The following is a 24,200-nucleotide window of genomic DNA, read 5'->3' as shown; positions in this document are numbered from 1 at the left end:
GCGTAGAATCGCGGCGCAGTGAGCGATGCGGTCTTTGAGCTCCGTGCCTTTGAGCACGTCGAGGCGATCCCCGGACGGGCCCTGCTGCGGATTGCCGCCGAGCCGACCTTCGAACCGTCCGGTGCTGCCCTGATCATCGACGACGGCGAGCCGGTGCACCCGCTGCCCGCCCCCGCCGGACCGCCCGGCGTCGCCCGCGCCGCCTTCAGCCTGCCCGCCGAGCGGGTCGACGGCGCCCGCCGGTTCGTGCTCGAACTGCCCGACGGCGAACGGATCCCGCTGCCCAAGCCGACGAAGCGGACGGCGGCCCGGGTGACGCTGGCCGGCGCCGGTCTCCCGGGACCGGCGCCGGCGCCGGCGCCCGTGGTCGACGCCGGCGCCGGCGACCTGATCGCGGAACTCGAGCGCCGCCTCGCCGCCGAGCGCGCGCGGCGGGTGTCGGCCGATACGGCGGCGGAGACCTCCGCGGCTGCCCGCAGCGCTTCGGAGACCCGGCTCAAGAGCCTTGACGCCGAGTTGGCGGACGCGCGGGCGGACCTGGTCAGCACCCGCGACGACCTCGCGACCGTGCGCGAGGACCTCGCCAGCACCCGCGGCGACCTCGCCGGGGCGCTGGAGGAGCTGCGCGACGCCCAGGGGGCGGTCGAGCTCGGTCGCACCCAGGCCAACCACGCCCGCGCGGAGGCGGAGGCGGCTGAGACGACGCTGATCCAGCGGGGCGCCGAGATCCAGCTGCTGCGCCAGACCCTCGCGGACCGGGACGCCCACGCCCAGCACACCTACCTGCAGTGGGAGCAGATCACGGCCGAGCTGAGCGTCGAGATCGACGTCGCCCGCCAGGTCGCCGCCGACTTCCAGCAGCACGCCCGCAACCTGCAGCTCGAGCTCGCCGACTCACGACTCGAGTTGACCTCGCTGCGGGCGTTGCGCGAGGCCCACGAGCAGGCGGTCGCCGCCGGGTCCGCCGTCGACGGTGACAGTGGCGATCCCGCCGTTGTCGCTGCGAAGCTCAACGCGGCTGCGGCCGCGCTCGAGGAGGCCCGCTCCCGCGCCTCCGAGGCGGAGGCGGCGCTCGCGGCCCGGGAGACCGAGCTGGGCCGCCTGCGCGGTCAGCTCAACCCCGGGCAGTGACCGGGGTCGGGGTCGCCCAGGTCCAGGCGATCCGTCAGGGCGTCGGGATCGCGGTCGGCGAGGCCGCCGGCGGCGCGGCCGCCCGGTTGGCGGCGATCGCGTTCTCGGCGAGGCTGAGGTAGCCGTCGACGCCGAGCTCGGGGTCGAGGGCGAGCGCGCGGGTGATCGCCACGAGCGCCTCCCGGTCCCGGTTGAGCTGGAGGTCGACGTGGGCGAGGCCGACCCAGGCGGGCTCGTCGGTCGGCTGACGCTGGATCGCCTCGAGCAGGTCATCGCGGGCGATCCCGAGCTCGCCGGTGGCGACGGCGATGTTCGCGGCCGCGAGCGGACCGGCCCCCGACAGCGGATCGAGCGCAGTCGCCCTCGCCGCCTGTGCCCGGGCTTGGCGCAGCGCGGCCGGGGTGCCCGCGGCCGCCCGGACCAGCGCCGCGTTCGCGTCCGCGGCGGCGGCCCCCGGCAGCACGGCGGAGATGCCGTACAGGGACATGCCGAGAGTGATCGCCGCGAGCCCGAGCAGGCGGAGTGCCGCCGACGGGGTGGGCGACGGGGTGACCGGCGGTGGGACGACGAGCACGGTCGGCCGGTCAGTGCCGGGGCCCGCGAGGGAGCCCGCGAGGACCCCGAGCATCACGATCACCGGCAGGGTCACCCCGGGGATGTTCCAGTCCCAGTCATAGAGGGCGTGGACGGTGTAGGCGAACGCGGGCGCGAGCAGGGCGATGGCCGCGAGCCGGCGCCGGGCCGGGTCGGTGTCGAGTCGGGTCGGGTCGACGCGATCCCCACCGGCGCGACGGACGGCCGCCACCCCGCTGCGCAGCAGCGTCCCCCACGCCCCGACGGCAAGCAGGGTGCCGATCAGGCCCGTTTCCGCGAGCCACTGCAGAGGGACGCTGTGGGCGTCCTGGACGGCGACCGTGCTGTGACGGTAGAGGAGGTTGAGGACGGGAAAGGAGCCGGCCCCCCAGCCGCCGAGCGGACGGTGTGAGAACGCGGCGAGCGCCTGGCCCCACCAGGCGATCCGGTTGGCCGAGCTGGCCGACAGCAGCCGCCCGGCGCCGGAGGTCGCGATCGTGTCCGCGTTGGTGAAGCTCTGCCACAGGTGGCTGATCTGGCCGCCGAGGCCGCGGTGGGAGACGCCCGCGCCGATCAGCCCGACGGCGATGAGGCCGAGGCTGCCGTACCCGAGGCTGCGCCAGAGCCGCCGGCGCCGGGGACGGGTGAGCGCGGCCGGGAGCCGGTCGAGGACCGGGAGCAGCTGGGCGCTGAGGACCGCGACGGCGACCAGGACGACCCCGAGGTAGACGCCGGCCTGCTCGCGCGCGCCGAGGCTAACGCCGTTGCCGGTGAGCGGGTGGGCGAGCAGGCCGATGACCAGACCGAGGGCCCCGAAGGCGACGGCGACGGCCGCCCAGATCAGCGTCGTCAGCGAGTCGGGGCTGAGCAGGACGGTGACCGCGAGCGCGACGGCGAGGGCGAGGAACCCGCCCCGGGACTCGGTGAAGCCGATCCCGACGACGATCAGCTCGAGGCCGATGAAGCCGGTGAGCCGGGCACGGGGGGGCGCGCTCGGGGTCAACGCGAGCGTGAGCGCCGCGGGCGCGCCGAGGACGAACGCGAGCGCGAGCGCGTTCCAGTAGGCCAGCGGCGCCTGCAGGCGGGCGTACTGCCCGGTCCGGTCGAGGTTGAGCAGCCCGCCGACGTGCAGACCCGGTGCGACCTTCTGCCCGAGCGCGTAGAGAAGGATGACGAGGCTGAGGGTGAGCGCCCCGCGGCGCACGAGCATGATCGCGTTGGGCAGGCTCGCGCCGAGGCGGACGGCGAGGATGAGCACGAGCAGATAGGCGAAGACGCGGTTGGTCGCCACCCAGGTGCCGTCCGGGCTCGCGCTCCAGGCGAGGCTGACCGCGCTCCAGGCCCAGAAGCCGGCGAGCAGACCGACGCCGAGCCGCACCCGCCGGGGGACGGTGGGGGTCGGCGTCCCGGCGATCACCCCGATGATGGCGGCGGCGATCGTGATCAGCGCGATGCCGACCTGCAGGCGCGGCTCGTCGGGAGTGCGAATCGCCCCGCCGGCGAAGGCGGCATACAGGCAGGCGGCGAACAGGGCGACCCCGAGGGCCTGGGGGGCGCGGGCGGTTTTGGCGCCAAATTGCGGGGGATAAACTGAAGGGGGCACGTGTGGGTGGCCTCAGAGGCCGCTTGGACGCCGGTTCTGTCCGGCCGCTGCGCGAGGATCCGCTGTTACCGCCTCAGACACCGAGAGCTGAGGCAACGCGGCGGCGGAAGCGGTCAACGAGAGGAGTACGCAGGCGATGGAGATCACCCCGCAGACACAGCTGAGGGCAGGGCAGGGACTCTCAATAGAGCGCTATTTCACCACGTCCGGCGAGGATCCGTTCGCGACGGTGGAGTGGGAGCGTCGGGATGCCCGGATCGGCCACGGTGATCGGATCTCCTTCGAGCAGACCGGCGTCGAGTTCCCCAAGAGCTGGTCCCAGAACGCGACGAACATCGTCGCCCAGAAGTACTTCCGCGGCCAGCCCGGCTCCCCGGAGCGGGAGTGGTCGGTCAAGCAGATGATCACCCGGGTCGCCGGGACGATCGCCGGCTGGGGCGCCGAGCGCGGGTACTTCGCCACCGCCGAGGACGCCGCCGCGTTCGAGGCCGAGCTCACCCACGTGCTCCTGCACCAGATGGCCGCCTTCAACTCGCCCGTCTGGTTCAACGTCGGCTGGCATCCGGTCGGCAGCCCGAAGATGCAGGCCTCGGCCTGCTTCATCCTCTCGGTCGAGGACAACATGGAGTCGATCCTCGAGTGGAACACCAAGGAGGGCATCATCTTCCGCGGCGGGTCGGGCTCGGGGATCAACCTGTCAAAGATCCGTGGCTCCAACGAGCCGCTGAGTCGAGGCGGGACCGCGTCGGGCCCGGTCTCCTTCATGCGGGGCGCGGACGCGTGGGCAGGGTCGATCAAGTCCGGTGGCGGCACCCGACGGGCGGCGAAGATGGTCGTCCTCGACGTCGACCACCCCGACATCCGCGAGTTCATCTGGTGCAAGGCCAAGGAGGAGGACAAGGCCCAGGCCCTGCGCGACGCCGGCTTTGACATGTCCATCGACGGGGACGGCTTCCACTCGATCCAGTACCAGAACGCGAACAACTCGGTCCGGGTCACCGACGACTTCATGCGCGCGGTCGAGAACGACGAGGACTGGCACCTGATCGGCCGGGTCACCGGCGAGCCGGTCGGCGAGCCGCTCCCCGCCCGGCAGCTGATGCGCGAGATCGCGGAGGCTGCGTGGCGCTGTGCCGACCCGGGCGTCCAGTACGACACGGTGATCAACCAGTGGCACACCTGCCCGAATTCGGGCCGGATCAACGGCTCGAATCCGTGCTCGGAGTACATGCACGTCGACAACTCGGCCTGCAACCTCGCGTCCCTCAACCTGATGAAGTTCCGCCGCACCGACGGCAGCTTCGACGTCGAGTCCTTCGAGCGGGCGATTGACATCGTCTTCCTCGCCCAGGAGATCGTCGTCTCGCCCTCGAGCTACCCGACGCCGGAGATCACCGCCAACGCGCGGGCCTTCCGGCAGCTCGGCCTCGGCTTCGCCAACCTCGGTGCGTTCCTGATGTCCAACGGGATGCCCTATGACTCCGATCCGGCCCGCGGGACCGCGGCCGCCATCAGCGCGCTGATGACCGGCCGCGCCTACGCCCGCTCGGCTGAGATCGCCGCGGCGATCGGTCCCTACGACCGCTACGCCGAGAACCGCGAGGCCCACAACGCGGTGATGCGGATGCACCGGGACGCGAGTTACGCGATCCCCGACAGCACGCTCGCCGACGAGCGGCTGCTCACCGCCGCCCGGGCGGCCTGGGAGGAGGCGGTGCTCGCCGGGGAGACCCACGGCTACCGCAACGCCCAGGCGACCGTGCTCGCCCCGACCGGGACGATCTCGTTCCTGATGGACTGCGACACGACCGGCGTGGAGCCGGACTTCTCCCTCGTCAAGTTCAAGGAGCTCGTCGGCGGCGGTCAGATGACGATCGTCAACAAGACGGTCCCGCTCGCGCTGTCGACGCTCGGGTACCGCCCCGAGCAGGTCGACCAGATCGTCGCCCACATCAACGAGCACGGCACGATCGTCGGGGCCCCGGGGCTGGCGGAGGAGCATCTGCCGGTGTTCGACGTCGCCGTCGGGGCGCGGGCGATCAGCCACCTCGGCCACATCAAGATGATGGGGGCGATCCAGCCGTTCATCTCCGGCGCGATCTCCAAGACGGTCAACATGCCGTTTGAAACGACGGTCGAGGACATCGCCGACGCCTACACGGCGGCATGGCGGCTCGGGGTCAAGGCGCTGGCGATCTACCGGGACGGGTCCAAGACCGCCCAGGCGCTGCGGACCGACGCCCAGCAGGCCAAAAACGCCGCCGCGGACGCCGGGGAGGTCCTCTACACCCAGGAGGAGCTCGACGCCGCCCTCGAGCGGGCGGTCGCCGACGCCGTCGCCCAGGAGGTCGCCTCCGCGCGCAGTGAGGCGCTCGAGGTTGGCCGCCGTGAGGCGCTGCAGTCCGTCGGGCCCAAGCGCAAGCGGATGCCGGTGGAGCGCCAGTCGATCACCCACAAGTTCTCCCTCGGCGGCCATGAGGGCTACATCACCGCCGGCATGTACGAGGACGGGACGGTCGGGGAGATCTTCCTCACCGACATCGGCAAGGAGGGTTCGACCCTGCGCGGGATGATGAACTCGTTCGCGACGGCGATCTCGATCGCCCTGCAGTACGGGGTTCCGCTCGAGACGCTCGTGCAGAAGTTCGCCTACATGCGCTTTGAGCCGGAGGGGATCACCGCCAACCCGGAGATCCCGTTCGCCAAGTCGATGCCCGACTACATCATGCGCTGGCTCGCCTCGCGGTTCCTCGACGCCGACACCCAGGAGGCCCTTGGGATCATGACCCCGGCGGTACGGGCCCGCCAGTCCGCTCAGGAGGCGGCGAGCTCCTACCTCGGGGACACGGCCGGTCCGGCGCTCGGCAATCCCGCCGGCTCAGTCCGGACGGGTGCGGGCGCGAGCCCGGGCGCTGACGGTTCCACCGCGGACCGGGCGAACGGAAGCGGGAACGGGAACGGGGGGTCGCGGGCCGGAGGGGCGGGCAACGCCGGCGCCGGCGCCGGGGCGGCGCGGAAGCCATCGGCCTCCACGGCAGCGGCCCGGGCGGCCACCACGGCGCTGACCGACACCCCGCCGGTTCGCCCGGCGGTGATCGCCCCCTCCCCGCTCGGGATGATCGACGTCGGTGCCGTCTGTGACCAGTGCGGCGGGACGATGCAGCGCACCGGCGCCTGCATGACCTGTTCGAGCTGCGGCAACAACACCGGCTGCGGGTGATCCAGCGCTGAGACGGTCGTCGGGGCGTGCCGGGCCGACCGGCCGGTACGCCCCGACCGGGCCGCCCCGGATCGCCGCCCCTGCTCGCGCGCGGGCGTCGTGGCGGCTCGGCCTCGGGCCGGGTGACCGCGCGGCAATCCCGGAGGCGCGCCCCGGACTCGCGCCGGCGGCGCCCCGGACCCTGGCCGGAGACCCGGGCCGACGGCACCGCGGACCCTGGCCGGAGACCCGGCCGGCGGCACCGCGGACCAAAGCGGGCTACTGGACCATGTCCCGCGGGTCGACCCGGCCGCTCTCCGCGACGTGGTCGATGATCTCGCGGGACGCCTCGAGGGTGTGCTCCTCCCGCCGCGGCCCGTCCTGATCCAGGTGCCAGTGGCGGCTCATGCTCGCGTACCACTCACCGTCCTCGGCCCCCGGGAGCAACCCGAAGCGCGAGATCGTGCGCTGGTTGCCGACGAGGTCGCTGTAGAGCAGCTCGATGGAGATCGCCTCGCCGTTGTCGATCGCCTCGACGAGCCGGACCCGATCCTCGTCGTCGGGACCGCGGAGCGCGCCCTGCCACATGCCGATGTCCCCGGCGGGAACGTAGATGTCGCGCGCCTGGGTGCGGAAGGCCTCGAGCGGACGGTGGCGGTGGGCTTCCTCGCTGCGGTCATAGCTCGGAGCGACCGCCCACGCCTGGCAGACGGCCATTCCCGCCCCGACGTTGCGGAGGCTGATCGCGAGGTAGACGCTCCCGTCGATCTGCGCCACGCTCGCTCGCCCACCCTCGGCGGTCACCCAGTGCCCGTCAATGAACCTCAGCTTCTGTGGAGGATCGTTGAGGCGCGAGTGGGTGAGCACCGGCCGGCGCCGCTCCTCGAGAGCGATCTCTGAAAGGCGGGTTGAGCGCTTGGACGCCTGTACGGCGACGAAGGTGGCGATGGCGAGCACGAGCGTCCCGAGGGCGGTGCCGAGGGAAGCGAGCGTCGCCCATTGGACGGCCGGAGCGAACATGAGGACGAGGGGGATTCTGACAGCGCCCGACCCGACCCCGGCGGGCCCGGCCCAGCACATCGTTATGCTCCTTTCGATGCGCGCCACGTCCACGGGCCAGCGGCTCGACATCACTCGAGCACCGTTGGCCGAGCGCAGCACGCTCGCCGAAGACGTGCGGGACGGCCTCACCCGGCCGTTCAAGGAGCTCGTCCCCAAGCACCTCTACGACGCTCGCGGCTGCGAGCTGTTCGATGAGATCTGCACGCTTGAGGAGTACTACCCGACCCGCACCGAACGGGCGATCCTCACCGCCGCCGCCGCGGACATCAGCGACCGCACCGGCGCGATCGAGCTCGTCGAGCTCGGCGCCGGCTCGGCAAGCAAGACCCGTGTGCTGCTCGACGCGATCGACGCCGACGGCCGGCTCGAACGATACGTCCCCTTTGACATCGCCGAGGCGGTCGTCCGCCCGACCGCGCTGGCGATCCTCGGAGAATACCCCGAGCTCGGACAGGTCCACGGGGTCGTCGGCGACTTCATCTCCGACCTCGATCTCATCCCCGAGCCAGCCACCGCGGCACCCCGGATCCTCGCCCTGCTCGGCTCGACGATCGGCAACTTCGTCGGGGTCGAGCGCGCCGCACTCCTCTCGGGCATCACCAGCCTGCTGCGCCCCCAGGACCGCCTCCTGCTTGGGACCGATCTGGTCAAGGATCCCGCCGTCCTCGAGGCCGCCTACAACGACCGCCGCGGCGTCACGGCCGCCTTCAACCTCAACCTGCTCGAGGTGATCAACCGCGAGCTGGACGGCGACCTGCCGGTGGAGAACTTCGAGCACGTCGCCCGTTTCGAGAGCGACCTGGACTGGGTGGAGATGCGCCTGCGCGCCCGTGCGCCCTGCCAGGCCCGGATCGGCGCCCTCAACCTCGAGGTCGACTTCGTCGCCGGTGAGGAGATGCGCACCGAGATCAGCGCGAAGTTCACCCCTGCCCGGATTGAGGACAACCTCGCCGCCGCCGGCCTGGAGATCGAGCGGATCTACACCGACGCCGGCGATCTCTTCGCCCTCACCCTCGCCCGGCCCGCCGCCTGACCCTTTCCTCCCGCTCCGTGCCCGCCCCCTCCTCGCGCGTCGACCCCAGGCCCGCTTCGGCCGTCGACTCGGTACCGACCGTTGACTCAGGGTCGCCTCAGAGCGACAGGGCCGAGGACACGGTCGCCGCACTCGATGCGACCCGCACCCGCACCCGCGAGCTCGTCTGGACCCTCGATGCCGCGACGCTCGAGGCGGTCCACTCGACCCTGCTGAGCCCACTCGTCTGGGATCTCGGGCACATCGCCGCCTTTGAGGACCTGTGGATCTCCCGCACCTTCGGGACCGAGATGCTCGCCCCCGACCTGATCCGCGTCTATGACGCCGATGAGACCCCCCGGGCCCAGCGGGGCACCCTCCCGTTCCTGCCAACCGCCGAGGCCAACGGATACCTCGACCGCAGCCGCGCCCGCACCCACGAGCTGATCGCCGCCGAGCCACTGTCGGACCAGACGATGCGGCGACTCGAGCTGATCCTCCGCCACGAACTTCAGCACCACGAGACGATGCTCCAGACCATGCAGATCGCCGGGCTCGAACCCGGGCTGGCGGGCGTCGCGGCGGGCCCGGCCCCGGTGCTCGGGTCGGGCGCGCCCGATGGTTCCGGTGCGGGTGGTGCGGGTGGCGGGTCCGGTGAAGCAGCCCGGCCCAATGAGTCGGCGGACTCTGGCGATCTCACGCTCGCCCTCATCCCCGTCCCCGCGGCCGAACATCTGATCGGAGCCGATTCCGGCCGGGGCTTTGCCTACGACAACGAGCAGCCCCGCCACCCATGCCCCCTCCCCGGTTTTCAGATCGCCGCCGGGCCGGTCACCAACGCCGCCTGGCAGCGGTTCATCGCCGACGGCGGCTATCGCCGACGGGAGCTGTGGTCAGATGCCGGGTGGGCATGGCGGGAGGCCGAGGCAACCGAGGGTCCTCTCTACTGGACGGACGCCGAGACGGTCGTCCGGTTCGGCCGCCACGTGCCGATCAACCCTCTCGCCCCGGTCTGTCACGTCTCTTGCTTTGAGGCCGACGCGTTCGCGCGCTTCCACGGCCTGCGGCTCCCGACTGAGGTGGAGTGGGAGGCCGCCGCGCTGTGGAGTGCCGCCGCCTCCCCGGGGCGCCTGCACGGGATGGGCGCGAGCGTGTGGCAGTGGACGGCGAGTGAGTTCGCCCCCTACCCGGGCTTTCGCGCCGACCCCTACCCGGAGTACTCCGAGCAGTTCTTCGATGCCGGCTACCGGGTGCTGCGCGGTGGCGCCTGGGTGAGCGCCCCGCGAGTGGCGACCGTCCACTTCCGCAACTGGGACCTCCCTCAGCGCCGCCAGATCTTCAGCGGGCTGCGGCTCGCGGGGGACGCCTGAACCGCGATGGCTCCCCCGACCTTTGACCGGCTGGCTGATCTCCGCCTCGAGGTGAGCGGCTACTGCCTCGAGGGGCTGTGTGCGGCCGTCGGCCCCCAGCAGGACCGCCACTGCACCGTCATCCACCTCCAGGGCGGCGACATGGAGGGACAGGGAGAGGACGTCACCTACGAGGCGACCGACCATGAGCGTTTCCAGGCCGCCGGGGCGGCACACGACCTCCGCGGCACCTGGACCCTCGGGGACTTCTGCGCTCACACCGCCACGCTCGACCTGTTCGGGTATGAGCCGGCGAACGCCGCCTACCGGCTCTACCGGCTGTGGGCCTTCCACAGCGCCGCCCTCGACCTCGCTCTCCGCCAAGGGGGCCGGACCCTCCCGGACGTTCTCGCCCGCGAGCCGGCACCGGTGCGCTACGTCGCCTCGACCCGGCTCGGGGAGCCCCCGAGCCTCGATCCGGTTCAGCGGCGGCTCGCCCTCGATCCGACGCTGCGCTTCAAGCTCGACGCGACGAGTTCATGGACGCCGGAGATCTTCGCCGCCCTCGTGGAGACCGGCGCGGTCGACTCGATCGACCTCAAGGGCCTCTACCGTGACTCCCCGGTCGACCAGCCCGGTGACCCGGTGCTGTACCGGCGGGTGGTTGAGGCGTTTCCGGACGCCTGGATCGAGGACCCCGACCTCAGCCACCCCGAGGCCGCCGCGGTCCTCGCCCCCCACCACGACCGGATCACCTGGGACGCGAACATCCACTCGATCACCGACATCGAGGCGCTCCCGTTCCCGCCGCGCATGGTCAACCTGAAGCCGTCCCGGATCGGCGCGCTGCCGACGCTGTGTGCCACCTACGACTACTGCGCCGCGCACGGCATCGGCGCCTACAGCGGCGGTCAGACAGAGCTCGGGGTCGGCCGCGGCCAGGCCCAGTACCTCGCGGCACTGTTCCACCCGGACGCGCCAAATGATCTCGCCCCGTCCCCGTACAACCTGCCCGACCCGCCACCCGGGCTGCCGTCAAGTCCCCTCACCGGCGCCTTCAGCGAACCCGGCTTCCGCTGGCACTGACTCACTGAACCCGGACCCGCCTCCGGACCGCCCGGCGGACCGCCTCCGGACCGCCCGGCGGCTGGCCGCCGGTGGCCCGCGTGACCGTCTCGCGCCCGTTGGCTGACCGGCGGTGGCCCGCCAGCGCACAAGGATGGAAGGTGAGCGAGTTCAAAGATTCGTCGTATCGACGAATCTTTGAACTCGCTGGCCGACCACCCCGTGCCGGCCGGATGTGAGCCGCCACTCACGTGCGCAGCGAAGCGCAGCCCCGGCGGACTCAGAAGGTGAGCTCGGGGGCGGTCGGGTCGGCAACCCCGCTGTCCACCGCCGCCTGACGCACCGCCTCGGTCACCGTGTCGTGGACGTGGCGGTCGAGCACCTCGGGGATCAGCTCGGACTCGACGGTGAGCCCGGCGAGCGCCCAGGCGGCCGCCCGCTTCATCTCGACGTTGATGCTCCGCGCCCCCGCGAGCAGCGCCCCCCGGAAGATGCCCGGGTAGCCGAGGACGTTGTTGACGCTCGTCCCGTCGGCCGCAAAGGCGGCACCGGCGGCAAGCGCCGCCTCGGGCTCGATCTCGGGCACCGGGTTGGTGAGGGCGAGGATCACCTGGCCGGGCCGCACCATCTCCGGGGTGATCAGTCCGGGTTTGCCGCTCGTGGCGACGACGACGTCAGCCTGGGTCATCAGGTCAGCCAAACTGGTGATCTCGATCCCCTGGGCGGCGGCGTGAGCGGCCGCCGCCGGGTTCGGGTCGGTCGCGAGCACGCGCTTCACCCCGGCGTCATGGATCAGCGTCGCGATCCCGTACCCCGCCGCACCGAGCCCGATCTGCCCGACGACCGCCGCGTCAAGGCGGATGTCCGCCTGCCGGCAGGCGGCGATCGCCGCGGCGAGCGTCACCACCGCGGTGCCGTGCACGTCGTCGTGCATCACCGGTTGGGAGAGTGCGCCGATCAGGCGCTCCTCGATCTCAAAGCACGCCGGGGTGGAGATGTCCTCGAGGTGGATGCCGCCGAAACCTGGGGCGATCCGGATCACCGTCTCGACGAACTCGTTGACGTCCCGGGTGTCGAGGATGATCGGAACGGCGTTGATCCCGACGAGCTGAGCGTAGAAGAGCGCCTTGCCCTCCATCACCGGCAGGCTCGCGAGTGCCCCGATGTCTCCGAGCCCGAGCACGCGACTGCCGTTGGTGACGATCGCGACGCTGCGCCCGAGGGTGGTGAACCGCCGGGCGAGCGCCGGGGACTGATGGATCGCCGAGCAGACGCGGGCGACCCCCGGGGTGTAGACGTCGCGGACGTCCTGGTTGGTCAGCACCGGTCGGCTCGCGGTCATCGTCAGCTTGCCGCCCTCATGGGCCATGAAGGCACGGTCCCGATACCAGACGACGTGCACGTTGGGGAGGCCCGCAAGGCCGTCCGCCAACTGGGCGGCGTGCTCACGGTCGCGCAACTCGACGGTGATCTCCCGGATCGTCTCGTGCCGGGCGATGTTGATCGTGATGATGTCCCCGATCAGCCCCCCGTGATCGGAGATCCGGCGCGCGATGGTCGCCAGCTCACCCGTGCGGTGGGGCCAGCGCAGACGGTATGTGCAGTCGATCGGCATTGGTCCGCGAGGCTACCTTTTCCGCCGCCCGGACGGCCACACAGCGTTTCGCGGGGCGGAATGGCACCCCCGAAGGGGCGGGATGGCACCCCCGAAGGCCACTTCAAGGGCGAGCCGGCGGAGACGGGGTACCGTCCCACCGCGGGAACCTAGACTGCAGACCATGAGCTATTCGATCGTCAATCTGGCGGCCGCTGAGGATCGCGCGGCCGGCTTCGGCATGGCCGACATCCAGGAGATCCGCTTCCCTCGGGAGGCGCTCGGGGCCGAGGGCACCGGGCTGGCGCTCCATCGGATCCATCCGGGTCGCCGCCAGGCCTTCGGTCACCGCCACCGCCAGGCGGAGGAGATCTGCGTCGTCCTGTCGGGCTCAGGCAAGGTCGTCCTCGACGGGGAGGTCCATGACCTCGTCACCCTCGACGCCGTCCGGATCGCGCCGCCGGTGCTGCGTGCCTTCGAGGCCGGGCCCGACGGGATGGAGCTGCTCGTGTTCGGCCCCCACCACGAGTCAGACGGTGAGCGGGTCCCCGAGGGCTTCTGGCCTGAGTGAGCCTGAGGGTCAGGACATGTGCTCGTCCAGCTCGCCGAGTGCGTCAGTGAGCGCGAGGTTCGCCCGGTAGTCGACCGGGCAGGCGATGATCGACACCCCGTCGGAGGCGAGCGCCTCCGCGAGCGTCGGCGCGAGCTCAGCCGCGGATCCGATCATGTACCCCCGCGCCCCGAACGACTCCGCATAGGCGATGAAGTCCGGGTTGTGAAAGCCGGTGTCCATGTTCTCGCCGAGCTCCAGGTCCATCTTCCAGCTGATCAGCCCGTACGCGTCATCGACCCAGACGAGGACGACGAGCGAGATCGCCTCGCGGACGGCGGTCTCGATCTCCTGGCTGTTCATCAGGAACGCCCCGTCCCCGGTGGCCACGAGCACCCGCCGCTCGGGGCGCGCGAGCTTGGCCGCGAGCGCGCCGGGCAGGGTCCAGGCCATCGTCGAGAGGCCGTTGGAGATGAGACATGTGTTCGGCGCATACGTCGGGTAGAGACGGGCCATCCACATCTTCAACGCCCCCGTGTCGACGAGGACGATGTCCTCACGGTCAAGGACGGACCGGATGTCGGCGACGATCCGCGCCGGTGAGAGCGGGAAGCGGTCGTCGGCGGCCCCACGGGCGAGCTCGGTCGCCAGTCGCTCGCGGATCCGCTGCTCCCCGAGGTCAGGCGTAAACGGCCGTCCGACCGTCTCGGCGAGCGCCGCGAGCGTGAGCGGGATGTCGGATTGGAGGCCGACGGACACCTCGTAGTGGGCGTCGACCTCAGCCGGGAACCGGTGGATGTGGATGATCTTCTTGTCGGCCTCCGGGTTGATCCGGACCGGGTCGAACTCCTGGAGCTCATACCCGACCGCGATGATCGCGTCCGCCCGGTCAAAGCCGAAGTTGACGTAGTCGTGGCGCATGAACCCGACCGCGCCGAGCGCGAGAGGATGGTCATCCGGGAACACGCCCTTGCCGTGGAAGGTCGTCGCGACCGGCACGTTGAGCGCCTCGGCGAGCGCCACGAGCGCGGGACCCGCGCCCGCCCGGACCGCCCCGTGCCCGGCGAGGATGATCGGGTTGGCGACACCGGCGAGCACCTCGGCGGCCCGGGCGAGCTGGCGCCGGGACGGTTCGTCGCTGCGCGGCACGTTGACGACAAGCGGCCGCGCCCCCTCCGGCGCGGGCGCCTTCTCGACATCCTCGGGCACCGCGAGGTAGACGGCCCCGGGCCGCTCGGACTGGGCGAGCTTGAACGCCTTGCGGACCATCTCGGCGACCGCCCCCGGCGTCGTCACCTGAGCGGACCACTTGGTCACCGGAGCGAACATCGGGACGAGGTCGACGGCCTGGTGGGACTCCTTGTGGAAGCGGTTCAGGCCGACCTGGGCGGACAGGGCGACCACCGGCGTCGAGTTCGTCGTCGCATCGGCGACCCCGAGCAGGAGGTTGATCGCGCCCGGTCCGAGCGTCGCCGAACAGACACCCGCCTTCCCGGTGAGCCGGCCGTAGACCTCCGCCATGAACGACGCCGCCTGCTCGTGGCGCACGAGCACGTAGCGGATCGACGAGCCGGCCAACGCCTGGATCAGGTGGATGTTCTCCTCCCCCGGGATCCCGAACACGTAGCGCACCCCCTCGCTCTCGAGGCAGGCGACGATCAGCTCGGCAGTGGACTGCGATGAGACGGTGGAGTCGGCGGGGTCGGCGGGGTCGGCGGGCACGGGCGTGGGGCCTTTCAGGAGCGGTGCGGCGGTGGGCGGTCGGCTCGAGGTATACCGCGCCTCAGCGGTGGCGGACCCCGGCGGTCGCGAGCGGCGCGAGCGTCTGTCCGGTCACCGACACGTCCCCGAGCGCCGCGTCGATCGCGGCGAGCAGGTCAGCGGACAGCGCGACCCCGGCCGCCGCCGCGTTCGCGTGCACCTGCTCGGGCCGGGAGGCGCCGATGATCGCCGAGGCGAGCTCGGTGCGGCGCAGCACCCAGGCAAGCGCGAGCTCGACCATCGTCAGCCCCGCTTCCTCGGCGATCGGACGCAGGCGCTGAACCGCGGTGAGCGTCTCATCGTTCATCAGCCGGGCGATGAAGCCGCCCATACTGTCTGAGGCCGCGCGGGTTCCCGCCGGGGCCGGCTCACCCGGGCGATATTTGCCGGTGAGGATCCCCTGGGCAAGCGGAGACCAGACGATCTGGGAGATGCCGTTGGCCGCGCACAGGCCGAACACCTCGGCCTCCTGCGCGCGCCAGAGCATCGAGTACTGCGGCTGGGAGGAGACGAACAGCTCCGGCCCGGCGATGTCGATCGCCGCCTGGATCTGCTCGGGCGTCCACTCGCTGAACCCGAGATAGCGGGCCTTGCCGTCTCTGACGACCTGCTGGAGGGCCTCGATCGTCTCCTCGATCGGGACGTCGGAGTCGAACCGGTGGGCCTGGTAGAGGTCGACGTAGTCGGTCTGCAGCCGGGCGAGGGAGGCGTCGATCTGCTTGGCGATCTGGGCGGCCGACAGGCCGCGGTCAGCCGGGTCATCGGACATCTGCCCCCACACCTTGGTGGCGAGGATGTAGGAGTCCCGCGGATGGTCTGACAGGATCTCCCCCCACGCCGTCTCCGCCGCGCCGCGGCCGTAGACATTGGCGGTGTCGAAGAAGTTGATCCCCGCCGCGAAGGCCGCCTCGGTGCACGCACGGGTCTGCTCCGCCTCAATCCCCCCCGCGTAGGTGAGCCAGGCCCCGAGCGAGATCTCGGAGACCTCGAGGTCTGAGCTGCCGAGCTTGCGGTATTTCATGGGCGTCCTCTCATCCGGGTGTGCTCCTCCACCATGACAGACCGCCACCCTGGCGAGTTGGCCACCGAGCCAACTCGCCCGCCTCCGGCCCCGGAGGCGCACCCGAGAGGCGGGGGCGGGACGGAGGCGGCGAGCTCACGAGGGCACGCCCCGCGGACGCTAGCCTGCGCCCGTGCCCACCCCGCCAGCCGCACACGGCTCCGAGCAGCTGCTCGCCCGTGGATGGGAGTGGGCCGCCGCCACCCTTGCCGGCGCCCCCTCCCCCGAGCGCCTCGTCACGCACTGGTTCTCCGTCCCCGGCGACGAGCGTGTCAACACCGACGACCACTTCGGCTCCGACACGCGCACCCTGCGGTTTCTCGCCGTCGCCCTCCCGACCCTGATCGTCGAGCTCGGGGCCCGTGCCGGGGTCGTCGTGGTCCCGTGGGGGCTGGAGAGCGACTGGGCCTGCCTGACCGTTGTCGCCCTCACCGCGGGTGCCCCGGTGGCCGTCGCCGCCCGGACGCTCGCGGCGACTCGGAACGGGCCGCCGTTCTGGCGCATCGGTGACCTCACTGCACCGCCGCCGGAGATCGTCGAGGTCTGCGCGGGCCTCTCGATCTCCGCGTCGCGCTGACCTCCGTCCCGGCCCGTCGCGGCCGCCTCCCCGTCGGGACCCGCGCCGCCGGTCTGACGTACGCCGCCGCGACCCGGACGCGGCCTGACACGAGACAGGCCCCCGGCGGTGGCGGTCACCACAGCCGAGGGCCGTCTCCTGAGGTGGAAGCTCGTGCTGGCCCCCACCCGGTTATCCCCGGATCAGACCGTGTGGGCGTACTCCCGCTCCGGGCTGGCGACCTCGAAGGAGTGGACGACGCGCTCGGTCGAGAGCTCGTGCGCGGTCAGGCCGGCGATCGCGATGGCGACGAACGCCGCACCGGAGGCGAACCCGAGCCACGTGTTCGTGGTCGCGGTGAAGATCAGCGTCTCAACGATCGTCCAGGCGCCGACGGTGGCGGTGAGCAGGTCGAGGCCACGCTGGACCCGGCCGCGGCCGGACAGGAACACCCCGGCCGACAAGATGACGGCGAGGATGCCGATGCCGAGCGCGATCCATTCAAACGCGGGCTGAGTGAAGGCTTGGGAGGCGACGACGAGGAAACCGCCGGCGACTCCGAGGGCGAGGTTGGTGAGATAACGGGTGCTCAGGTAACGGGTGCTCATGGTTGACAAACCTCCTCAGGGGGACCCCCGGTGGGGGATCCAAGGTTTTGTTCGATGTCATTGACTATATCAGTCTGATCGCTTTGTATGAGGTCTCTGTCTGACCCCTTACACTAATGCCTCTATCTGACCGCTCAGATATTTCCCTGAGTAGCTCCCGAGACCGCGATACTTGCCCCGGTGCCAGCCCCCGCTCCGCTCACCCAAACCGCCCGGATCGTCCTCGGCCTCATCGCCGAGGGACACGCGACCGGCTATGCGATCAAGGCGGAGGTCGAGCGCTCGACCAAGCGCTACTGGGGGGCGAGCATCGGGGGGATCTACCCGGAGCTGCGGAGGCTGACCGACGCGGGCCTGATCACCGTCCGCGACGATCCGCGCGGGGACAGCCCACGCCACAACTACGAGCTCACAGAGGCGGGCGCGGCGGCGCTGCGGCGCTGGCTCACCGACTGTGAGAATCCGACCCTGGAGATGCGCGACGAGAGTCTGCTGCGCCTGCGCTTCGCCAACGTCCTCACCCGAGCCGAGCGGTCCGAGGTGCTGGCGACCAAACGCCGCCTCCATCAGGAGCGGGCCGCCGAGATCGAGGCCCAGCTCAGCCGGGACGAGTTTGACGACCGCTTCCACCGGCTCACCGCGGAGTACGCCCACGAGCTGCACCGGTGGGCGATCAGCTGGTGTGAGCGCCAAGCCGTCGAGCTCACCGCCGACGGGGCGCTCGCCCCAGTCAGCGAACCCGACGCCGCCACGCCGGGCTGACGGGCCCCGGCCAAGCCGGCGATGCTGGCGTCAGGGGGCGCCCCTGGTCGCTCAGCGCGCTCGCTTGCGCCCCGGCCGGTGCCGGCGCACCGTCCGGGTTCCGTGGTGGCGCACCGCCCGTCCGAACCCGGACCCGCCCGTCGCGCTCACGAGGGCGGACCCACCGGCCTGGGTGTCCGGGACCGCCCCGGACGCAGACCCGGAACCGGATCCCGACCCCGCCGAGTTCGTGCCCGCTGCCGCCCCGGACGCCGAGTCTGCGGCGCCGGTGCTGCCCGCGCCCGAGGTCCCGGTCGTCCCGGTGCCGCCCTGGCCCGAGGTGCCCGCGCCTCCGCCCGTCCCACCGGCCCCCGGCGCCGCGGGCGTCGTCGGAGTGGCCGGGCCTGACGGGGGGAGCGCCGGGCCGCCGGCGAGGACGGCGATCGCCGACAGGTCCATCGCACCCGTCCCGCTTGGCGTGTAGCTGACCCGCACCCGTTCACCGGCGGCGAGGTCGGCGACGCTCAGGTCGCCGAGGCTGACCTCAGGCGCGCCGCGGGTGGCGCTGAACAGGCCGTCGGTGGGCAGCTGGAAGGTGAACTCGTTGCCGTCGGTCGTGGTCGCTCCGAGCACCGCGGGGAGGAAATGGTATGGCCGGAAGGCGCGGTCGCTTGCGTCCCAGGCCCCGTCGGCGAGCCAGCCCGCCCCGCCGCGGGGATCCCCGCCGCCGGCACCGTCGGAGGTGCCGAAGAAGCGGCCGTCGATGTTCATGAAGATGTGGACGCCCGGGTCGTCATAGAGAGTGACCGCATCCGGCGCGGTCCCGACGCCGGGGGCGATCAGGTGTTGGGCCAACAGCTCGGTGATCACCCCGCTGTCGGCGGGGACGCCCGCCCCGGCCGGCCACAGCCCCGCCCCGGCGAGCACGGCGGCGACCGCGCCGGAGCAGTCAAAGCCGCGCCGGTGGCCGTTGTAGCCGGGCCCGCCCCGCTCCCCTGTCGAGGGGACCCCGGCGACCGCGTGCCCGCCGCCCCACACGTACGGGGTGTCCTCGGCGGTGATCCGGTCTGCGGCGGTGGTGAGGGCGTTGATCACCCCGGCGGGCCGGCCGGGGGTACGGACGGTGAACCAGGAGCTTCCGAGCAGGGTGATCGTGCCGGTGATCGGGGGAGGGGACACGGGCGTCGCCGCCGCGGCCGCATTGGCCACGGCCACCAGGAGGCTCAGGATCAGCGCGCAGGCGAACGCGCCGGACAGTCTGTGCGGGGCGGGGCGGATGGAGGAGGTATCGGAGCGTCGGCGCCGACGCTCAAGCGCCGGACCACCGCGCTGGACGCTGCCCGTGGTCTGGGTCGACCACGGGCAGCCCGGCAACCTTCGGTCAGACCCCCCCGGCGTCCCCCTCCACCGGGGTGACCGGCATCGGTGCGTCCGCGGGCTCAGGCGTCGCCTCGAGGGTGACCGGCGGCTCGCTCACCGGCGCGGGCTCCGCAGCGGGCGCGGGCGCCGGGGCGACAGGCGCCGGGGCGGCGGGGAGGCCGCCGGCAGCCGCGTTCGCCGCCGCCGCACCGGCAGCCCCGACGGTGAGGGCGAACAGCGCACAGCGCAGGCCGCTGCGCTGCTTGCCGCGCAGCGCGTCAAGGGACAGTACGCCGGGGCCCTGCTCGGCGATCGCAACCGCGCCGGCGATCAGAACCGCGTTGTACTCATAGCCGCCGGCCTGGACGGTCCAGCCGTTCTTGAGGTGCACCCGGTGGATCGCCGTGATCATCGTGGAGACGACCGCGGAGGCGGCCAGCGGCGTCCTGTAGCCGAGCAGCAACCCGAGCCCGCCGCCGGTCTCGGCGAGCCCGGCCGCCGAGGCGTGCAGGAGACCGGGCCGCAGGCCGAGCCCCTCGAAGTACTGGGCGGTCCCCTTCAGGCCGTGCCCGCCGGCAACCCCGAACAGCTTCTGGGCGCCGTGGCCGACGAAGAACCCACCGATCGTGCCGCGCAGCAGCAGCGTTCCGACTTTCATCCGCTCACCTCTCAGGTTGGTTGTCACAAGCTTCTCACGGAAGCGCCGTGGATAAACCCGCCGGCCAGGGTTCCGCGGCTGGCGCGCGCCGCCGGGACGGACCCGGGTTCCGTTCCGGCGCGGGAGGGGGACGCTCAACGCCGGCGCCGCAGCCACGCCTCGAGCTGGGTGATCGACGCGGTCAGCTGCTCGATCGTCGCCTTCTCCACGCTCGTGACCCCGACGGCCTGGTTGATCTGGCGGTTGACCTGCTGATGGGTGAGCCCGTCGCGACGGGCGAGGTCGCCCACGAGCTGGTGGCGCTCCTTGCGCAGCCGGGCCCGGCGCTCATACGCGGGCACGGCCGCCGCCGGCGCGGGGGCGGGCAGCGGGGCTCGCACATAGGCGGGGAGTGGAGAGGCGGGAGCGGGGGCCACGGTCGCCGGGGCCGGGCCGAACAGGGTCATCTGGGCGGCGACGTCAGCCGACAGGGCCTCGAAGTCGAGCTGGGCGGAGGGTTCGCTGACGGCCGGGCCGTCCGGCTCATCGAAGGCCGCCTCCTCCGCGTCCTCCTCCCCGCGGCGGCGCCGGCTGACCCGGACGTCCTCCTCGACCCGAGCGGCATGGTCGCGGAGGATCGGGTCCGCCGGCAGGTACAGCCAGCTCGGCTCCGCCGGACGGCCCGGGATCGTGCGGACGAACCGGCCGACGATCTGGCGGAAGATGAGCGGGGTCTTGGCCGCCGTCGCGTACACCCCGACGCGCAGGCGGGGGATGTCGACGCCCTCTGAGACCATGTTGACCGCAACGATCCACGGGTCGTCGGAGCGGGTGAACGCCGCGAGCTTCGCCGCGGCGCGGGGATCCTGGTGGAGGACGACGGTCGGGGTGAACCCGATCGCCTCATGCAGGAGCCGCGCGATCTGGCGGGCATGCTCAGAGTCGGCGGCGATGACGAGGCCGCCCGCATCCGGATGGGCCTTGAGGGCACGTCCGCGGGGTCCGCCCGCGAGCGTTCCCGCCCGGATCGCCCGCAGCCGACGGTCGGCCTCCGCGAGGATCCGCGGCAGCCCGTCCGGCAGGTCGGTGGAGATCGCGGTGCGGTAGCGGCGGCTCGCCTCCCGGGTGGAGAGGACGGTGTCGAAGCCGGCCTCAATCACGTCATCGCCGCTGCGCCAGGAGAGGGTGCCGTCGTAGGTGACGAAGTGGACGGGGCGACAGACCCCCTCCCGGACGGCGTCCGCGTAGGTGTAGGAGATGTCGGGCTCCGCCGTCCCGTCCGCGTCGTAACTGACGCCGGGGATCGCGCTCGCGTCCGAACGGAACGGCGTCCCCGACAGCAGCAGCCAGCGCCGGGCGGCGGCGAACGCGGTGCCAAAGCCGGTGCCCCAGCTCAGCTCCTCCCCGAGGTGGTGGGCCTCGTCGGCGATCACGAGCGTGCCGTCACGGACGCCCGCCGCCCAGCGGGCGGGAGCCTGACTGACCCGGGCGTAGGTGACGACGACGCCGTGGAAGCCGCGCGGCGGGGCGGGCGAGTCGGCGTCGGGGGCGAGGTCGATCCCGAGCGCGTGGGCGGCGCGCGCCCACTGACGGGTGAGCGGCGCGGTCGGACACGTGATGACGATCCCGCTCAGCGGCCGGGCGGCGGTGAGCTCGGCGCGGACGAGCTCGAGCGCGGGCCGGGTCTTGCCCGCCCCCGGGGCGGCGCTGATGAGAAAGCTCCCGTCCGTCCAGTTCGCCATCGCCGCGAGGGCCCGGCGCTGCCACTCCCGGAGACCGTCGCCGGCCGCGCCGGGGGCGCAGCTCGCGGACGCAACGGCGCGAGGGGCGGCGGCCGGGCCAGGGGCGGAGCGGCCGGTGGTGCGTGCGGCGACAGACATCGGGGTGGGCATGGTGGCGAACGGCTCGGACGCCAACCCGGATCGACGCGCCCGAGGCGGGAGTGAGCCGGTAGATTCGTCAGCCGGATGACCGCGTTGAGCACCGTCGGCCCCGGGATCTTCCGCTGGGAGACCGTCCATCCCGACTGGGAGGAGGGTGACGGGTGGGCGCCGGCGGTCGCGAGCTTCGCGCTCGCCACCGCGGACGGGCTCGTGCTCGTCGATCCACTCATCCGCGACGACCGCGACGGCGATGCCGCCTGGGCGGACGTTGACGCGCTCGCCGCCGACCATGGTCCCGTCCGGGCCGTCGTGCGGCTGCTGCACTACCACCACCGCAGCGTCGCCCAGGCGTCCGCCCGCTTTGACGTGCCGATCTACGCCCGCCCTGTCCCGCGCGCCGGGATTCCCGAGCACCCCTCAGACCACGCGATCGGCGACGGCGGCGAGCTGCTCGGCGGCATGGTCGGCCACCACGTCTCCCGTGACGATGAGGTCGTCCTCTGGGTTCCGTGGGCGGAGACGCTCGTGTGCGCCGACGTGCTCGGGCGTCCCGAGGGTCGGGTGGAGTTGTGCCCTGACCGGTGGGTCAGCGCACCGGATTCGCGCCGGGCCCTGCGGGCCGAACTCGCGGCGATCTGCGCCGCCCACCCGGTCCGGCACCTGCTGCTCAGCCACGGACCGCACCGCTCCGATGACGCCGGGGAGATCCCCGGCGCGCTCGCCCGCGCCGCCGCGCGGCCGCTCGGCCCGTTCATCGAGTTCGACGACCTCGAGGCGCGACGTGAGCGCTACCACCTGATCGACGCGCGCCTCTCCCTCATCGGCGCCGACACCCATGCCGCCTATCTCCGCGCCCACCTGCCGGGCGCCCGCTGGCTCGACTTCGCGTCGGTGCTGTCAGACCCGCCCGGGCCGGATGCGAGCGGCGGCCGGCACCCGCTGCCGAGCCCGGAGCGGTTCGCCGCCGGCCTGTCCGCGCTCGGGGTCAGTGACGGGGACACCGTCATCGCCTACGACGACGCGGGCGGGGTGCTGGCCGCCCGGCTCGTCTGGCTGCTGCGGATCCTCGGGGAGGAGGCGGCGCTGCTCACCCCGGTCCCGGACCGGTGGGTGGCCGGTGAGCCCGAGCCGGTCACCCCGGGCCACTTCAGCGCCCGTCCCTGGCCGGCCGACCGGTTCGCCGGGATCTCCGAGGTCGCCGAGGCCGCCGGGATCGCCGAGGCCGCCGAGATCCCCGAGGTCGCCGGCGCCGCCGAGGCCGCCAGCACCGCCGAGGGGGCCGCCGGGGCGCCCGCCCCGCTTCTGCTCGACGCCCGTGACCCCGACCGCTACGCCGGCGGCACAGACCCGCTCGACCCGCGGCCCGGGCACATCCCGGGCGCGGTCAACGTTCCCTGCCGCGCCAACCTCGACCCGGACGGGCGGCTCCTGCCGACCGCCGAGCTGATCGCCCGTCTCCGCGCCGCCGGGGTCACCGGCGACCGCGCGGTGATCTCCTCCTGCGGATCGGGAGTGACCGCCTGTCACACCCTCCTCGTCCTCGAGGCCGTCGGCGTCGAGGACGGTCGGCTCTACCCCGGCTCGTTCTCGGAGTGGAGCCGGGACCTCACCCGGGCGGTCGCGACCGGCACACCACGAGATCCTGCCAGCCGCTGATCGCGCGCGGGAGGATCGCCTCAACGGCGAGGAACCGGCCCCAGTGGGCGCGCAGGTACTCCGGCCCGTGGAAGCTCAAGCCGTAGCCGGCGCCGACGCCGGGCAGGTCGCCCCGGTTCCAACGGCTGTGGACGTAGGGGACCGACCACAACTCGTCCGCCGCGAGCGGCCCACGCCCACGCAGAGCCTCGGGAGGGCACCAGGCCGTGGCGACGGCCCCGGACCGGAACGCCTCCAGAGCCGTTGCGCCGTGGACGGACAGCAGCGCCACCCCGCCGGGCGCGAGCGTCCCGGCGAGCTCCGTCAGCCACGCGTCCTGGGCGACCGCGTCGAGGTGGCTGAACACCGACACCGAGTAGATCAGGTCGAACCGCTCCCCGACCAGCGGGAGCGGCGGGTTCGCTGAGGAGGCGAGCCAGCGTGCCCCGGGAAGGTGAGCCTCGGCCCAGGCGATCGCCTCGGCGTCGACATCGACCCCGACCCGGTGTTCGCCCACCCCGCGCCGGATCATCTCCCCGAGCACCCGGCCGGACCCGCAGCCGAAGTCGAGCACACCGGCGAGGGCGGCGGACCGTTCCCCGAGCGCCTCCGCGGCCGCGGCGAGCAGGGCGTCGGCGGCCGCGGCGCCGCCGCTGGCGAACTCCTGCGCCCCGGGTGCCCCGACCCGCGCCCGCAGCCGCCGCGGGGGCAGCCCGTCCGGGCGGCGCCGTGCCTCGGTGAGGGCGGCGCCCGCCTGCAGCGCCCGCCGCCGCGCCCAGCCCGCGGCCGGCCTCCATTGCGATGCTCCTGTCACGATCGGCG

Annotated in this window: 19 protein-coding genes; 9 read left to right on the top strand and 10 right to left on the bottom strand. The window is 72.7% G+C overall.

The annotated features are described in order from the left end of the window. Positions 1-18: 18 nt before the first annotated feature. Positions 19-1,131: a hypothetical protein gene (locus M3M55_RS05325; protein ID WP_249011793.1), complete on the top strand. Its 1,113-nt coding sequence runs from the start codon at positions 19-21 to the stop codon at positions 1,129-1,131. 34 nt (positions 1,132-1,165) lie between these two features. Here the strand turns inward: M3M55_RS05325 and M3M55_RS05320 are convergent, their stop codons facing one another. Next, on the bottom strand, positions 1,166-3,307 hold the full coding sequence (locus M3M55_RS05320; RefSeq protein ID WP_249011792.1) for an O-antigen ligase family protein: 2,142 nt from the start codon (positions 3,305-3,307) through the stop codon (positions 1,166-1,168). 136 nt (positions 3,308-3,443) lie between these two features. Between M3M55_RS05320 and M3M55_RS05315 the strand changes: the two genes are divergently transcribed. Continuing rightward, positions 3,444-6,527 (top strand): vitamin B12-dependent ribonucleotide reductase, encoded by a 3,084-nt coding sequence (locus M3M55_RS05315; protein ID WP_249011791.1) that lies wholly within the window; start codon positions 3,444-3,446, stop codon positions 6,525-6,527. Between the two features lie 258 nt (positions 6,528-6,785). Here the strand turns inward: M3M55_RS05315 and M3M55_RS05310 are convergent, their stop codons facing one another. After that, on the bottom strand, positions 6,786-7,526 hold the full coding sequence (locus M3M55_RS05310; RefSeq protein ID WP_249011790.1) for a hypothetical protein: 741 nt from the start codon (positions 7,524-7,526) through the stop codon (positions 6,786-6,788). 76 nt (positions 7,527-7,602) lie between these two features. Here M3M55_RS05310 and egtD point away from each other — a divergent pair, with 76 nt between their 5' ends. From egtD to M3M55_RS05295, 3 genes are read left to right on the top strand one after another with little or no spacing between them, the layout of a single operon-like run. Further along, entirely contained in the window at positions 7,603-8,601 is a 999-nt protein-coding gene (gene egtD / locus M3M55_RS05305; RefSeq protein WP_249011789.1) for an L-histidine N(alpha)-methyltransferase, read from the top strand. A gap of 17 nt (positions 8,602-8,618) precedes the next feature. Then, entirely contained in the window at positions 8,619-9,950 is a 1,332-nt protein-coding gene (locus M3M55_RS05300) for an SUMF1/EgtB/PvdO family nonheme iron enzyme (RefSeq protein WP_249011788.1), read from the top strand. A 6-nt stretch (positions 9,951-9,956) separates the two neighbouring features. After that, positions 9,957-11,015, top strand: coding sequence for a hypothetical protein (locus M3M55_RS05295; protein WP_249011787.1), 1,059 nt, complete (start codon positions 9,957-9,959; stop codon positions 11,013-11,015). Positions 11,016-11,274: 259 nt separating this feature from the next. Here M3M55_RS05295 and M3M55_RS05290 read toward each other — a convergent pair whose 3' ends face one another. Further along, the gene (locus tag M3M55_RS05290) at positions 11,275-12,609 is read right to left on the bottom strand and encodes an NAD-dependent malic enzyme (protein ID WP_249011786.1); all 1,335 of its coding nucleotides are present in this window, start codon (positions 12,607-12,609) and stop codon (positions 11,275-11,277) included. A 163-nt stretch (positions 12,610-12,772) separates the two neighbouring features. On the opposite strand from M3M55_RS05290, the gene M3M55_RS05285 reads away from it, so the two are divergent. Further along, positions 12,773-13,159, top strand: a complete 387-nt coding sequence (locus M3M55_RS05285; RefSeq protein WP_249011785.1) for a cupin domain-containing protein — start codon at positions 12,773-12,775, stop codon at positions 13,157-13,159. 9 nt (positions 13,160-13,168) lie between these two features. On the opposite strand, the gene M3M55_RS05280 is transcribed toward M3M55_RS05285, so the two are convergent. Continuing rightward, a complete protein-coding gene (locus tag M3M55_RS05280) occupies positions 13,169-14,860 on the bottom strand; it encodes an acetolactate synthase large subunit (RefSeq protein ID WP_249011784.1) in 1,692 nt (563 codons plus the stop codon). A 61-nt stretch (positions 14,861-14,921) separates the two neighbouring features. Further along, positions 14,922-15,920, bottom strand: coding sequence for an aldo/keto reductase family protein (locus tag M3M55_RS05275; protein WP_249011783.1), 999 nt, complete (start codon positions 15,918-15,920; stop codon positions 14,922-14,924). Between the two features lie 172 nt (positions 15,921-16,092). Between M3M55_RS05275 and M3M55_RS05270 the strand changes: the two genes are divergently transcribed. Continuing rightward, positions 16,093-16,536: a hypothetical protein gene (locus tag M3M55_RS05270; RefSeq protein WP_249011782.1), complete on the top strand. Its 444-nt coding sequence runs from the start codon at positions 16,093-16,095 to the stop codon at positions 16,534-16,536. 182 nt (positions 16,537-16,718) lie between these two features. On the opposite strand, the gene M3M55_RS05265 is transcribed toward M3M55_RS05270, so the two are convergent. Beyond that, positions 16,719-17,123 (bottom strand): hypothetical protein, encoded by a 405-nt coding sequence (locus M3M55_RS05265; protein WP_249011781.1) that lies wholly within the window; start codon positions 17,121-17,123, stop codon positions 16,719-16,721. A gap of 180 nt (positions 17,124-17,303) precedes the next feature. Here M3M55_RS05265 and M3M55_RS05260 point away from each other — a divergent pair, with 180 nt between their 5' ends. Beyond that, the gene (locus tag M3M55_RS05260) at positions 17,304-17,885 is read left to right on the top strand and encodes a PadR family transcriptional regulator (protein ID WP_249011780.1); all 582 of its coding nucleotides are present in this window, start codon (positions 17,304-17,306) and stop codon (positions 17,883-17,885) included. A 51-nt stretch (positions 17,886-17,936) separates the two neighbouring features. On the opposite strand, the gene M3M55_RS05255 is transcribed toward M3M55_RS05260, so the two are convergent. The 3 genes from M3M55_RS05255 to M3M55_RS05245 form a co-directional block, all read right to left on the bottom strand. Then, positions 17,937-19,079 (bottom strand): hypothetical protein, encoded by a 1,143-nt coding sequence (locus M3M55_RS05255; protein ID WP_249011779.1) that lies wholly within the window; start codon positions 19,077-19,079, stop codon positions 17,937-17,939. 166 nt (positions 19,080-19,245) lie between these two features. After that, a complete protein-coding gene (locus M3M55_RS05250) occupies positions 19,246-19,881 on the bottom strand; it encodes a DoxX family protein (RefSeq protein WP_249011778.1) in 636 nt (211 codons plus the stop codon). 134 nt (positions 19,882-20,015) lie between these two features. Then, a complete protein-coding gene (locus M3M55_RS05245; protein ID WP_249011777.1) occupies positions 20,016-21,740 on the bottom strand; it encodes a DEAD/DEAH box helicase in 1,725 nt (574 codons plus the stop codon). 87 nt (positions 21,741-21,827) lie between these two features. On the opposite strand from M3M55_RS05245, the gene M3M55_RS05240 reads away from it, so the two are divergent. Then, on the top strand, positions 21,828-23,399 hold the full coding sequence (locus M3M55_RS05240) for a rhodanese-like domain-containing protein (RefSeq protein ID WP_249011776.1): 1,572 nt from the start codon (positions 21,828-21,830) through the stop codon (positions 23,397-23,399). Here M3M55_RS05240 and M3M55_RS05235 read toward each other — a convergent pair. Next, a complete protein-coding gene (locus M3M55_RS05235) occupies positions 23,350-24,192 on the bottom strand; it encodes a bifunctional 2-polyprenyl-6-hydroxyphenol methylase/3-demethylubiquinol 3-O-methyltransferase UbiG (protein ID WP_249011775.1) in 843 nt (280 codons plus the stop codon). The genes M3M55_RS05240 and M3M55_RS05235 overlap by 50 nt on opposite strands. Between the last annotated feature and the right edge of the window lie 8 nt (positions 24,193-24,200).

The sequence above is a fragment of the Conexibacter sp. DBS9H8 genome, assembly GCF_023330685.1.
Lineage (GTDB): Bacteria > Actinomycetota > Thermoleophilia > Solirubrobacterales > Solirubrobacteraceae > Palsa-465.
Note: the sequence above shows the minus strand (reverse complement) of the source record. Positions and strands in the feature narration are given on the sequence as shown.